General features: G+C 41.5%; 15 protein-coding genes. 11 read left to right on the forward strand and 4 right to left on the reverse strand.

Features of this window, described 5'->3' with window-relative positions:
- The first annotated feature begins 115 nt into the window (after window positions 1–115).
- The 5 genes from mtnW to V7201_RS22230 all read left to right on the forward strand — a co-directional run bounded on the left by mtnW (window position 116) and on the right by V7201_RS22230 (window position 3635).
- Window positions 116–1339: a 2,3-diketo-5-methylthiopentyl-1-phosphate enolase gene (gene mtnW / locus V7201_RS22210; RefSeq protein WP_335378935.1), complete on the forward strand. Its 1224-nt coding sequence runs from the start codon at window positions 116–118 to the stop codon at window positions 1337–1339.
- Window positions 1336–1998: a 2-hydroxy-3-keto-5-methylthiopentenyl-1-phosphate phosphatase gene (locus V7201_RS22215; protein WP_335378936.1), complete on the forward strand. Its 663-nt coding sequence runs from the start codon at window positions 1336–1338 to the stop codon at window positions 1996–1998. Before mtnW ends, V7201_RS22215 begins: the two co-directional genes overlap by 4 nt.
- Window positions 1995–2630 (forward strand): methylthioribulose 1-phosphate dehydratase, encoded by a 636-nt coding sequence (locus tag V7201_RS22220; RefSeq protein ID WP_335378937.1) that lies wholly within the window; start codon window positions 1995–1997, stop codon window positions 2628–2630. The genes V7201_RS22215 and V7201_RS22220 overlap by 4 nt, the downstream gene beginning before the upstream one ends.
- Window positions 2631–2671: 41 nt before the next feature.
- A complete protein-coding gene (locus tag V7201_RS22225; protein ID WP_335378938.1) occupies window positions 2672–3205 on the forward strand; it encodes a 1,2-dihydroxy-3-keto-5-methylthiopentene dioxygenase in 534 nt (177 codons plus the stop codon).
- Window positions 3206–3389: 184 nt separating this feature from the next.
- Window positions 3390–3635 carry an aspartyl-phosphate phosphatase Spo0E family protein gene (locus V7201_RS22230; RefSeq protein WP_335378939.1) on the forward strand — a complete coding sequence of 82 codons (246 nt, stop codon included), beginning with the start codon at window positions 3390–3392 and terminating at the stop codon, window positions 3633–3635.
- 100 nt (window positions 3636–3735) lie between these two features.
- On the opposite strand, the gene V7201_RS22235 is transcribed toward V7201_RS22230, so the two are convergent.
- A complete protein-coding gene (locus V7201_RS22235) occupies window positions 3736–3945 on the reverse strand; it encodes a hypothetical protein (protein ID WP_335378940.1) in 210 nt (69 codons plus the stop codon).
- Window positions 3946–4566: 621 nt separating this feature from the next.
- Between V7201_RS22235 and V7201_RS22240 the strand changes: the two genes are divergently transcribed.
- The 4 genes from V7201_RS22240 to V7201_RS22255 all read left to right on the forward strand — a co-directional run bounded on the left by V7201_RS22240 (window position 4567) and on the right by V7201_RS22255 (window position 8150).
- Entirely contained in the window at window positions 4567–5385 is an 819-nt protein-coding gene (locus V7201_RS22240; protein ID WP_335378941.1) for an electron transfer flavoprotein subunit beta/FixA family protein, read from the forward strand.
- A 167-nt stretch (window positions 5386–5552) separates the two neighbouring features.
- The gene (locus tag V7201_RS22245; protein WP_335378942.1) at window positions 5553–6578 is read left to right on the forward strand and encodes an electron transfer flavoprotein subunit alpha/FixB family protein; all 1026 of its coding nucleotides are present in this window, start codon (window positions 5553–5555) and stop codon (window positions 6576–6578) included.
- Window positions 6571–7866, forward strand: coding sequence for an FAD-dependent oxidoreductase (locus tag V7201_RS22250; RefSeq protein ID WP_335378943.1), 1296 nt, complete (start codon window positions 6571–6573; stop codon window positions 7864–7866). The genes V7201_RS22245 and V7201_RS22250 overlap by 8 nt, the downstream gene beginning before the upstream one ends.
- Complete coding sequence (locus tag V7201_RS22255) at window positions 7866–8150, forward strand: 4Fe-4S dicluster domain-containing protein (protein ID WP_207498694.1); 285 nt, start codon at window positions 7866–7868, stop codon at window positions 8148–8150. Before V7201_RS22250 ends, V7201_RS22255 begins: the two co-directional genes overlap by 1 nt.
- A gap of 310 nt (window positions 8151–8460) precedes the next feature.
- Here V7201_RS22255 and V7201_RS22260 read toward each other — a convergent pair whose 3' ends face one another.
- Entirely contained in the window at window positions 8461–8796 is a 336-nt protein-coding gene (locus V7201_RS22260; protein WP_335378944.1) for a hypothetical protein, read from the reverse strand.
- Window positions 8797–9011: 215 nt separating this feature from the next.
- On the opposite strand from V7201_RS22260, the gene V7201_RS22265 reads away from it, so the two are divergent.
- Window positions 9012–9539, forward strand: coding sequence for a hemerythrin domain-containing protein (locus V7201_RS22265; RefSeq protein ID WP_335378945.1), 528 nt, complete (start codon window positions 9012–9014; stop codon window positions 9537–9539).
- Window positions 9540–9714: 175 nt separating this feature from the next.
- Here V7201_RS22265 and V7201_RS22270 read toward each other — a convergent pair whose 3' ends face one another.
- Both V7201_RS22270 and V7201_RS22275 read right to left on the reverse strand, forming a co-directional pair.
- Window positions 9715–9909, reverse strand: coding sequence for a hypothetical protein (locus V7201_RS22270; protein WP_335378946.1), 195 nt, complete (start codon window positions 9907–9909; stop codon window positions 9715–9717).
- Window positions 9910–9992: 83 nt separating this feature from the next.
- Complete coding sequence (locus V7201_RS22275; protein ID WP_335378947.1) at window positions 9993–11225, reverse strand: MFS transporter; 1233 nt, start codon at window positions 11223–11225, stop codon at window positions 9993–9995.
- 147 nt (window positions 11226–11372) lie between these two features.
- Between V7201_RS22275 and V7201_RS22280 the strand changes: the two genes are divergently transcribed.
- Window positions 11373–12365, forward strand: coding sequence for a phosphotransferase enzyme family protein (locus tag V7201_RS22280; protein WP_335378948.1), 993 nt, complete (start codon window positions 11373–11375; stop codon window positions 12363–12365).
- The last annotated feature ends 46 nt before the right edge of the window (window positions 12366–12411 follow it).

Here is a 12411-nt window from a genome sequence, read left to right on the forward strand (position 1 = left end):
GAACGACTTCATTGGTCGGTCCTCCAGCGCTTGTCGGGGCTGACCAAGGCGCTTGCGCTTTTTGTTCCTGCCAGTTCTAGCATGACGATTTTAGTTTTAGAAGGGAATGAGCTTCATGAGTGAAATTACAGCAACTTATATTGTACATGATTCAAAGCATAACCCAGAGAAAAAGGCCGAGGGAATCGCACTTGGACTGACTGTAGGTTCATGGACGGATTTGCCAGAGCTCGATCAAAAACAGCTAAAAAAACATAAAGGAAGAGTAGTTTCTGTTGAAGGAACCGGCCTTGACAGCAATTCAGAAACGGTTGCGACAATAAAAATTGCCTATCCTGCACTGAATTTTTCACCAGATCTGCCAGCGATTTTAACGACTGTCTTTGGAAAACTCTCACTTGATGGCAAAGTAAAATTAGTCGATCTCCAATTTGAGGATGAGCTCAAAAAAGTTTTCCCAGGACCACGATTTGGAATCGATGGCATCCGCAGTAAGTTAGGGGTTTATGATCGACCATTGTTGATGAGTATATTCAAAGGTGTGATTGGGCGCGATCTTGATTTCCTGCTTCAGCAATTACGGGAACAGAGTTTAGGTGGAGTAGACCTGATCAAAGATGATGAAATCCTGTTCGAAAATGAACTTACCCCATTTGAAAAGAGAATCTCAGAGGGAAAGAAGGTTTTGGCTGAGGTCTATGAAACTACTGGTCACAAAACCTTATATGCTGCCAACCTTACGGGAAGAACTTCCCAGTTAAGAGATAAAGCGAGGAAAGCGGCTGAACTGGGAGCTGATGCATTGTTATTCAATGTTTTTGCCTACGGATTGGATGTTCTCCAGGAACTGAGGGAGGACGATGAGATTAACTTGCCGATCATGGCTCATCCGGCTGTAAGCGGTGCTCTGACTTCTGCTGAAGATTATGGATTTTCCCATTCATTGCTCCTTGGTAAACTGCTTCGCTATGCAGGCGCAGATTTCTCCCTGTTCCCATCACCTTATGGAAGTGTTGCACTTGAAAAGCAGCAGGCCATTTCCATCTCAGATGCATTGACTGCCGAGGACCTCTTTAAAAAGAGCTTTCCGGTGCCTTCAGCTGGTATTCACCCTGGCATGGTACCACTATTAATCAATGATTTTGGAATGAATTCAATTATCAATGCAGGTGGCGGTGTCCATGGTCATCCAGGCGGGGCTCAAGGCGGAGGCAAAGCGTTCAGGCAAGCAATTGATACTGTGCTGAATGGTAAAACACTTGAAGAAGGAGCACTGGAGCATGATGAACTGAAGATCGCTCTAGCTCTATGGGGCTCATCTGAGGCGGTGTCCAAATGATAAATCCCGTAGTTTTCTGTGATTTTGACGGAACAGTAACTGAAAAAGACAATATTATCTCAATCATGAATAAATTTGCACCCCCTGGCTGGGATCAGCTGAAGGATGCCGTTCTTGAACGCCGTGTTTCAATCAGAGAAGGAGTCGGCAGGATGTTTTCTCTCCTGCCAGTTAGCTTGAAGGATGAAATCATCCAATATGCTGTAGATAATGCTAAGATCCGTCCGGGCTTTCAGGAATTTCTTGAGTTTGCGGAAGAGGAAGGTATCCCGGTATATATCGTCAGCGGCGGTATAGATTTTTTTATAGAACCAATCATTGAACGTTTTGGACCGTTTGCTGGAGTTTATTGCAATGGCTCTGATTTTTCCAATCAGACAATCAGAATTGAATGGCCGAATAGCTGTGATGAGCAATGTTCCAATGATTGCGGCTGCTGTAAGCCATCTATTATGAGAAAGCTTACTCAAAAAGAAACATATAAAATTGTCATAGGTGACTCGGTAACTGATTTTGAAGCTGCAAAGCAGGCAGACTTTGTATTCGCAAGAGATTATTTAAAAGCCAAATGTGAAGAATGGGCTATTCCCCATACACCGTTTGACACTTTCTACGATTGTATAGAAGCTCTTAAAACGAAGATAGGAGTGAGAGGATGAGCATTTTAGAAACAAAATGGGAAGAACTTGCTGATGTGAAAGCAGAACTTGCTGAGCGTGACTGGTTTATGGGAACAAGCGGCAATCTTGCGATCAAGGTAAACAGCGACCCTGTACAGTTCCTGGTTACAGCGAGCGGTAAGGATAAACGGAAACGCACCGAGGAAGACTTTTTGCTTGTCGATCAATTCGGGCGTGCAGTTGAGGAGACACATTTAAAGCCATCAGCCGAAACACTTCTGCACGTTGAAGTATATAGAATGACCAACGCTGGCTGCAGCTTGCATGTGCACACAATTGACAATAATGTCATTTCCGAAGTCTACGGAGACAGAGGCGAGGTTCAATTCCAGGGCCAGGAATTAATTAAAGCATTTGATAAGTGGGAGGAAGATGCTGTCCTCAAAATTCCCATTATTCCGAATTATGCACATATTCCTTCTTTGGCAAAAGCGTTTTCTGAGCATGTAAAAGGGGATACAGGAGCAGTCCTGATCAGGAATCACGGCATCACTGTTTGGGGCAGGAATGCCTTTGAGGCTAAGAAAATATTGGAGGCAACAGAATTCTTATTCCGATATCAATTAAGGCTCCTTGAGCATAAACCATTTCAGTTATTTAAAGTTGTTTAAAAGATATTACTAAAAAAAAGATAATAAGGGAGAGATTTTAAATGGCATTTATCGTAAAGCAAAATTCTAAGGAAAGAATTGTCGATCAGCAAGAAGTAGCTGCGTTTTTAGAGGGCCAGGAAGTAATCTATGAAAATTGGGATATTGAAAAGCTGCCGGCGAACCTGCAGGAAAAATTCTTGTTATCAGATGAAGAAAAACAGCAAATACTGGATGCTTTTAAGACTGAAATCGAGGATATCTCAAACCGCAGGGGTTATCAAGCTCAAGATGTCATTTCCCTATCAAGCAATACTCCGAATCTAGACCAGCTTCTTGCGAATTTCAAGCAGGAGCACCACCATACAGATGATGAAGTACGATTTATTGTCAGCGGCCATGGAGTGTTTGTGATCCAGGGGAAAGACGGAGAATTTTTTGAAGTATTCCTTGATCCTGGCGATTTGATTTCTGTACCAGAAAATGTGCGCCACTATTTCACTTTGCAGGATGACAGACAGGTGGTCGCAGTAAGGATTTTTGTAACGACAGAAGGATGGGTACCTATTTATGAGAACGAGAAAGTCAGCCAGTAACCCAGTATGCGTTTTCCAAGTTTAGAAGGGTGAATATTGTCGAAGAAAAAATTTTTAACAGAGAAATATGTCTTATTTTGCGAATCTATTTACATTGATACAAGCATTTGCAATAATTTTTCAAGTAATCTTTTATTTATTTAAGGAGTTAAAGTAGTAGAGGATTTATAGGAGGAATTATGAAGTGTATCAATCGCAAAGGGCCTTATTGAAGGAAATAGATCGCATGAGGGAACGAATGGTGACTTCTGCAAGTGAATCAGGTTATACAAGCGAGGAAACAATTCGCTTCAGCCAGGACTTGGACCGTTTGATATTTGAATATCAAACTTTATGCAAAGAGGCAGAAATTCAGAGGCAAAGAGGAAAACTCCTTTTTAGACAGATGATCTTGCTAACAAAAAAGCAATATATATTATCACATGCATAATTCGGTGCAATTGAATAAATGGGAAAAAAGAAGCAACTGCCTTATGGCAGTTGCTCAGACTGTAGACCAATTCGATAAAAGCGAGCTTGTCTACAGTTTTTTATTGGTTGGGAAGTAAAACAGGTCTGTTGATTTCCATTCCAGGCGCTTGGCTTTTCGCGGGGCTGGCGGTGAGCCTTCTCGTCGCTTCGCTCCTGCTGGGTCTCACCTGTCCAGCTGAACCCGCTGGAGTCTGCACGCCTGGCACTCCAATCAACGGAGTTTTAATAACTGATTCGTAAACTGTATCTTTGTCGACAAGCTGAGCCACTGCCATATCCAGCAGTGGCTATAATTTTCAACAATCTCTTTTGATGATTATAATTCATGCAATCAACCTCAAATCTCCACAATCCTCATTTCTATCTCAAAACATTACCTAGCACAATCCCCAATGAAAATTAACAATTTGATCAAAAATTCACGAGAATATGGCTGTATGTGATTTTTATCATAGTTTTTAATCGATCATTTTATATATTTTTAACATAGATAGGTTTTTATCAACGTAAGCTTATACACCCCACCATGCGCCACACATCCTTACCATTTCATACAATGGGCTTCATTTGATGCAAGACAGACTGGAATTGGTCTGTAGTATTACTCATTGCCTGCACTTCGATTATTCACTTTTTTATTTGTTGTACTATGCTTGTAAAGCGATTCATATATCGTACTACATGGCATTTTTTTATCTAGGCTGTTTTCGCTATGATTGTTGTTTTTCCAGCTATGATGATGCTCCTTAATAGAACTCTATGACAAGGATCAAGACAGTATCTCTTTTTTCTGGTCCTTAAATAGGTCAAACTGCAAAGCTAACGAAAAGAGCTATAGAAATCGCTTTCATAATTTAGTTGTTTGTTAATTAAGGAGGGGAACGAAGATCATGCACATTGTCGTTTGTGTCAAGCAAGTGCCCGATACGAAAATCATTAAAATCAATCCTAAGACGAATACCCTGGACCGGCGCAGCGCCCCAGCCATCCTAAATCCATATGATGCCCATGCTGTTCAGGAAGCCGTAAAAATCAAGAACAAAACAGGTGGTACGATTTCGGTATTATCAATGGGACCCCCACAGGCTGTAGCAGTCATTAAGAAGAGTGTAGAAATTGGAGCTGATCAAGGGTTTTTAATTTCAGACAGGGCTTTCGCAGGTGCAGATACTTTGGCAACTAGTTACGCACTTTCAAAGGCACTTGATAAAATTTCAAAAGAAGATCCTATTGATCTTATCATTTGCGGAAAGCATGCAATTGATGGGGATACGGGGCAGGTAGGACCGGGAATAGCAAGACGACTGGATATTCCGCCTATAACAAATGTTATCGAAGTTACGGAGACAAATGAAGAGGAAAAGTATGTCCATATCAAGCGTAAGCAAATCAACGGCTATGAAGTGATTCAATCGCAATTACCGTGTTTATTGACGGTTGAGAAAGAAATTAATGACATTGAATACGCACCGCTGCCAAACATGATCAATGCTGCACGATACGAGCCGGTAATATGGTCCGTAAATGACCTGGAAGATGTGGATAAAGCCCAATTGGGATTGAAAGGCTCACCGACAATTGTAGGTAAAATGTTCACGCCTCCTAAGCTTGAAGGCGGAAAGAGGATCGAGGGAGATTCAGATTCCCAGATTGAGCAGCTTATGGACGTTTTAATGGAACGAAAGGACCTATTCAAGCTGTTTTCATAAGCCATATTACTAGTTTTAAGTAAAGAATTGACTGCTAAATGGACTGCTTTGATATAGAACAAAGCACTTAGCTTTTGATTTATGCGTAACAACACTTCCTAGAGAAAAAGTCTTTTTAACATAAATGCGGCCAACTCTTGATTCCGATTTTAAGGAGGAATAACAGGATGCAAGAAAACCAGGGAGTCTGGGTATTCATTGAAGTAAATGAAGGGAAAATCGAGGGTGTTTCATTAGAATTGCTTGGTGCAGGCAGAAAGCTTGCAGATAAGCTAGAGGTACCGCTTTCCGGAGTAATGCTGGGTGAAGGTGTCCTTCCTATTGCAAACGAAGTCATTTATGCTGGAGCCGATCAGGTATATGTAGTTGATCATCCAGTGCTAAAAAATTATCGGACTGAATCTTACATGAAAGGTGTCTGCATCCTGGCCGAAAAGTATAAGCCGGAAATATTCCTTTATGGAGCAACGCCTAATGGAAAAGACCTGGCAAGTGCAGTCGCAACTGATTTAAGCACGGGCTTGACAGCGGACACGACAATGCTTGACGTCGATGTGGATAAAAGATTGCTAGAGGCAAGCCGTCCTGCATTCGGCGGGAATATCATGGCAACGATCCTCTGTAAAAAACACAGGCCGCAAATGGCAACAGTCCGCCCAAAGGTCATGAAGGCCCTTGAAGCTGATACGGAAAGAAAAGGGATCATTATCGAAGAAGAATTTAATCTTCGAGAAGAAGATATGCGGACAAAAGTGCTTGAAATTGTGAAGGACGTAACAAAAAAAGCAAGCCTTGCAGAGGCACATGTCATTGTTGCGGGTGGAAAAGGAATGGGCGACCCACAGGGCTTCCAGCTGATTCATGAACTAGCTGATGTCATCGGGGCAAGCGTAGGAGGAACGAGGGACGTTGTTGAAGCTGGCTGGCTAAAGCATGAGCAGCAAGTCGGTCAGACAGGCGAGACAGTCACCCCTAAAATCTATTTTGCGATTGGTATATCTGGCGCCATCCAGCATGTTGAAGGAATGAAAAACTCTGAGCTGATTATCGCCATCAATAAGGATCCGAATGCGCCGATTTTCGATGTAGCCACATATGGCATTGTTGGAGACGCGATGGAAATTGTGCCAAAGCTTATCCAGCAATTCAAAGAGCTCAGCAAAGAGAAAGGCGGGGAAATGAGCTATGCCTGAAAAATTTGATGTAATAGTTGTTGGTGCCGGACCTGCCGGAACTTCATGTGCGTACAGCTGTGCAAAAAGTGGGCTGAAGGTGTTATTGATTGAACGTGGAGAATATCCTGGAAGCAAGAACGTAATGGGGGGGGTTCTTTACCGTAAACAAATGGAAGAGATTATCCCTGAATTCTGGAAGGAAGCCCCATTGGAAAGGCCTGTCGTTGAACAGCGCTTTTGGATGATGGACAAAGAGTCAGTGGTTCAATTCGGCTATAAAGGTCTTGAGTGGGCGGTTGAACCATATAATAATTTTACGGTGCTTCGAGCACAGTTCGACCAATGGTTCGCCCAGAAAGCTGTTGAGGCCGGTGCACTCCTGATCAATGAGACAGTCGTGACAGAATGTATGGTTGAGAACGGCAAAGTGGTCGGGGTTCGCACAGATCGTCCAGATGGAGAGGCATTTGCTGATGTCGTTGTCCTCGCGGATGGTGTCAACTCATTGCTTTCCAAGCAGCTCGGCTTTCACAGGGAATTCCGTCCTGATGAGGTCGCATTGACTGTCATGGAAGTTGTTAATCTTCCAAAGGAAAAAATAAATGAACGATTCAATCTTGAAGGGAACCATGGAACAACAATTGAGATTTTCGGGGATTCAACAAAAGGAAACCTAGGTACAGCTTTTCTTTATACAAACAAAGATAGCTTGAATATCGGGGTCGGAACAACACTTTCAAGTATGATAAAAGCAAAGCTGAAACCATATGAACTGCTGGATTATTTGAAAAAACATCCGATGGTTCGCCCTTATCTTGAAGGAGGAGAGTCAGCCGAGTACCTTGCCCACCTGATTCCAGAAGGAGGCTATCATTCCGTTCCACGCGTGGCCGGAAATGGTGTGCTTGTGGTGGGGGATGCAGCACAGCTTGTAAACGCCATCCATCGCGAAGGCTCCAACATGGCTATGGCTTCAGGGAAAATGGCTGCAGAAGCTATCGTCGAAGCGAAGAAGGATGGTAACTTCAGTGAAAAGAGCCTGAATCGGTATAAAGAAGCCTTATATGGAAGCTTCATCATCAAGGACCTTGAAAAATACAAGGATGCTGCCCACACATTTGAGAAGTATCCGCAGTACTTTAAAGAGTACCTGCCGATGGTGAATCAGGCAATGAGCAAATTCTTTACGGTAGACGGAACACCGAAAAAAGAAAAGCAAAAAGAAATCATGCGCAGCATGACTGCTGAAAAAGGAACATTTAAGGTAATGCAGGACATCTATCGTGCATGGAAGGCGGTGAAATAATGTCAACGACTAACATCGAGGAAAAACAATATCTCTTAAGGTTTAAGTGTGACACAAAATCGCATCTCACTGTACTTGATCATGACGTCTGTATGACTCAATGCCCTGACAAACTCTGTACTGTTTTCTGCCCTGCGGAAGTATACAAATGGGAAGGTAAACGGATGCAGGTCGGTTATGAAGGCTGCCATGAATGCGGCAGCTGCAGGATCGGCTGTCCGTATCAGAACATTAAATGGGAATATCCAAAAGGCGGTCACGGAATCGTATTCAGGCTTGCTTAAACAACATATACGAAAAAAGCTGGTGGAGTGTCCACCAGCTTTTTTGCGATTGTAAGTAAAAAGAATGGAGGACTTTTGGTTTGACGAGGAATTGTCTCTAGATAAGTTATAGGAGCGCATTTTAGGATTGGTGAGGTGGAAAATCGTTCCTAGACAGGTTTGAGGAGTGTATTCAAGAATGGAAAAAGAAAGCAAGGTACTACCATAAAGTTATGTTATTTTGAGATTTTATTATATTCCTCATATGTAAGTTAATTCACAAATGGGTTCAAAAAGAGAAGAGCTAAATGAGAGGGGGTAGCTGAGGGAGCTAGCTGATTTTTTCTTGGAGCATTACGGTGTGAAGCTGGTCATTTCGGACTTCTAATTCTATATTCCTGGCAGCTTCCATAGCTTCATCAAAACGGTCATAGGAATCAGAAGAGAAAATTGGTGTGTAGGCGTCGTAGAATCCAGCTGAATCTGATTTATATATTATAACATTCCAGTGGTAATATTCTTTGTCACCAACTTGATAGCCTTGAAGCCCAATCAATAAGTGTGTATGAAGCAAATCAGGGTGAATGTCCAAGTAAGTTTTCTTATCACTATTGCCGGCTTGGATTAAAGCTTTCTCATAAAAATCACGGTAATCTGCGTTTTGCAAGGTTAGTTCACTCCTTTTACTATAAATTATAACTTTATTATATGTAAGGATTTCAGAAATTTGAAGGTAAATTGTTAAAATTTTTAGAAATTTTAACTAAATGTCATTTTTTCTTCACTTTTATCCGAGAATTCAATAGTTGTGATGCCCATCACAACTTAAAGAATAATTGGATTTTATACTATAAGTAATTAAAGAATAGGAGGTCGATGAAGATGTCTGGCTGCATGAGTGGACTAAATCAAGATTCCAGTTTTGCATTATCCGAGGGTCTACAGCAATTAAAGAGTGAGCACCCGCCATTGCTTAATAGGCTTGAAGAATTGTTGAATCTTTGTGTGAAAATAGAAGAAGGCGTGCAAATTGAGGAGAATTTCAATAAGCTGCGTCCTGCAGTGGTTGAGTTTCTTGCCGAGCTGGAACCGCATTCGGAGCGTGAAGAAGGAGTGCTGTTTGAGATGATGGCTGCACATATCGGCAGAGAAATGGGGCCGGTTGCTGTAATGGAATATGAGCATGATCAGGCTAAAAGATTCATAGGAACATTCCTTCACAACACCAAGAATGGAACTGGAGAATTACCAAAAGAGCAAATGATCCAAAATGCACAATTAATCAAAGATGCAAATTACACCCTTGTCAGCCATTTTTCAAAAGAGGAAAGCATTTTGTTTCCGATGGCAGAAAATCTGTTGACAGAAGATGAAAAGCAGGAACTGGCTGCGCGGATAAAATTAATCTAATTCCATAACAAAAGGGGTGATGCAGGGAATTTAGAACCCTCGCATCACCCCTCTTTAATATAGTGTTAAAAGCTGGCTCATCAAAATACTCATTCAGCCTGATGCGGAGCATCTTTCAGCACCGAAAAGAATCTTGAACCTGCTTTTGCATGAAATACCGTAACAAGAAAAGTTATTATGCTTCTGTTATCGTAACTAATTTTATGTCCTTGGTATCGAATCGGTGAAATACATTATCTTCACAGGTAAATTCTATGATACCCTCATAATCCTTAGCGTCCTGGATGGCATCAGAAATATTTTCTACCTCGATAGGACGTGATACAGAAAAATCTTTTTCGAAAAAATAGTTGATGTTAAATTTAGACATGTTAATCTCCCTTCCTGATGTGCTCCTTACATTATTCCTTAAGCAGAGGATGCCTAAACGTAAATCAACAAATGGAAAATTTTTTAATTGTTCCATTTCGCAAGCTTCGCGTCAGATGGAAGGAATAGTGTCATTATGCCTAACAACGGTAGGAAGCCGACACCCATGATCATTTTAGGCAAGCCAATCAAATCGGCTAAAGATCCGAGGCCTACTGAACCAATTGCTCCCATTCCAAAAGCCAGCCCTACTGTCAGACCTGCCATGGTGCCTATCTTGCCTGGAACTAGCTCTTGTGCATAAACGACTGTGACCGAAAAACTCGACATCAAGATAAAGCCGCTGACAGTTAACAGGATAAATGCCACGGTAAATGGAACAAATGGAATGATGGCTGACAAAGGTGCTGTCGCTACCATGGAGATAAAAATAATATTCTTTTTCCCAAAACGATCTGCGAGCGGACCGCCAAAAAAAGTGCCGACTGCTCCAGCTACAAGGAAGGCAAACAGGAACAGCTGGGATTCTTTTATTGTCAGGCCATATTTATCAATTGCATAGAACGCATAAAAATTAGTCATTCCTGATATATACCATGAACGGGCGAAAATCAAAAATAGAATCAGGATAAGTGCTATTTTAATATTTTTCGAGATTCCTTTGTTGTCTTGTTTGCTGACTTGCTTAACTTTTGAAGTAATTTTCTCGAAATCCAGTTTTCGGGTATACCAGGAAGCAATATACACAAGCAAGGCAACTGCAAATGCAGCCACTATCGTGAACCATGCTGCACCAATCTGGCCAAGCGGCACAAGTATGAGTGCTGTGATCAACGGAGCGAGTGCTTGACCCGAATTCCCTCCAACCTGGTAGATTGATTGGGCAAGTCCTCGGTGTGGTCCTGCCGCCATATATGCAACTCTTGAACCTTCGGGGTGAAAAACGGCCGATCCGAGTCCGATGAACAGAACTGAAAGTATGACGAATTCAAAGCTTGGGGCAAAAGCCAGACCTAATACACCGAACATTGTAGATGTCAAGCCAAGTGGCAGAGCATATGGCATCGGTTTCTTATCAGTCGCCATGCCTATCACAGGCTGAAGAACTGAGGAAACAATGTTAAGGGAAAAGCCGATTATGCCTAACTGTGTAAATGTTAAACCCATCGACTTTTCAAGAATTGGAAACATTGCAGGTATAACTGATTGGATGGAGTCATTCAACAAATGCACTAACCCGATGATGAAAAGAATTTTATAAGCTGTCTCGTTTTGTTTTTGTGGTTTTAATTTGACAGCTGCTGCAGATTGGCTCATGGTCGTCTCCTTTGAAAATTATTTCGATTTCCTACATTTTATTTTACATAAAAAGTCTGCAGATAAAAATAGCTTTTCTAACGAAAAATATGATGTAATATATTTTGAGTATTAAGAAAAGATAAAAAACAAAGGGGGAAATGGCAGATGGAAAAAGTAGTAGAAAGATTAATGACCGATCAGCTGCTGAACAAATTTTTAAATTTATTCGGATTAGAACCTGAATTTAAAAAGCTCGGAGATTTTGAGAACTATGTATTTGAAACCTACAAAAATGGAAAGGCCTTTATCTTAAGGATCACTCATAGCTCACACCGAAGCGGGAAGGAAATTGATTCAGAAATGGATTGGATGAGACACCTCCACCAGTCAGGTTTGTCCATCCCAGAAGTTTACTCGTCAATTAATGGACTATTTGTGGAACCATTGCTTGCCGAAGATGGGAGTGAATTTTACGGATGCCTGTATTCCAAGGCTGAAGGTGAACCAGTGAATGTCCGCTCTGAAAAGTTCGATTCTCAACTGTTTGAGGCCTGGGGGGAAACAACTGCTTTGATGCATAAGGCTACTAAATCCTATAGGCCTTCCGAGGGGATAACAGTAAGGAGCAGCTGGAATCAAGATGAATTGCTGGAGGTGGAAAAATACTTTCCGGCAGAGGATGCCCAATTGGTTGGAAACGCCTACGAATTGTTTGATACTCTCTCCAAGCTTCCTCAAAATCTGGATACATACGGATTAATTCATACAGATATCCACTCAGGAAACTTTTTTTACGATGGTGAGAAAATTCACGTATTTGATTTCGATGATGCCTGTTATTTTTGGTTTGCATCTGACATTGCCATTCCTTTATTTTACTCCATTTTTTATAAAATCCCGCCAGAAAAACAAGAGGAAAGGCAAGAATTTGCTGATGAATTCATGATGGATTTTATGGCAGGGTATGAAAAAGCCAATAAGCTTCCAGAAGGCTGGAAAGAGCAGCTTCCATTATTCCTAATGCTAAGGGATGTAGTTTTATATGCTGTATTGCATAAAAAAATAGCTCCTGAAGAAAGAGGGGAACGCTTGCTTGCCATGATGGCTGAATTAAGGGACCGGATTAAGAATAAGAAACCAATCGTAAATGTTAATTAACAATCATTCTTTAAATAATAAAAAAACACCAGAATCCGCTTTCTGG

The sequence above is a fragment of the Bacillus sp. JJ1122 genome, from assembly GCF_036964885.1.
Classification (GTDB): Bacteria; Bacillota; Bacilli; order Bacillales; family Cytobacillaceae; genus Mesobacillus.

Coding starts and splice junctions, on each gene's coding strand:
- mtnW (WP_335378935.1), top strand. CDS start 116: ATGAGTGAAATTACAGCAACTTATATTGTACATGATTCAAAGCATAAC.
- V7201_RS22215 (WP_335378936.1), top strand. CDS start 1,336: ATGATAAATCCCGTAGTTTTCTGTGATTTTGACGGAACAGTAACTGAA.
- V7201_RS22220 (WP_335378937.1), top strand. CDS start 1,995: ATGAGCATTTTAGAAACAAAATGGGAAGAACTTGCTGATGTGAAAGCA.
- V7201_RS22225 (WP_335378938.1), top strand. CDS start 2,672: ATGGCATTTATCGTAAAGCAAAATTCTAAGGAAAGAATTGTCGATCAG.
- V7201_RS22240 (WP_335378941.1), top strand. CDS start 4,567: ATGCACATTGTCGTTTGTGTCAAGCAAGTGCCCGATACGAAAATCATT.
- V7201_RS22245 (WP_335378942.1), top strand. CDS start 5,553: ATGCAAGAAAACCAGGGAGTCTGGGTATTCATTGAAGTAAATGAAGGG.
- V7201_RS22250 (WP_335378943.1), top strand. CDS start 6,571: ATGCCTGAAAAATTTGATGTAATAGTTGTTGGTGCCGGACCTGCCGGA.
- V7201_RS22255 (WP_207498694.1), top strand. CDS start 7,866: ATGTCAACGACTAACATCGAGGAAAAACAATATCTCTTAAGGTTTAAG.
- V7201_RS22265 (WP_335378945.1), top strand. CDS start 9,012: ATGTCTGGCTGCATGAGTGGACTAAATCAAGATTCCAGTTTTGCATTA.
- V7201_RS22270 (WP_335378946.1), bottom strand. CDS start 9,909: ATGTCTAAATTTAACATCAACTATTTTTTCGAAAAAGATTTTTCTGTA.
- V7201_RS22275 (WP_335378947.1), bottom strand. CDS start 11,225: ATGAGCCAATCTGCAGCAGCTGTCAAATTAAAACCACAAAAACAAAAC.
- V7201_RS22280 (WP_335378948.1), top strand. CDS start 11,373: ATGGAAAAAGTAGTAGAAAGATTAATGACCGATCAGCTGCTGAACAAA.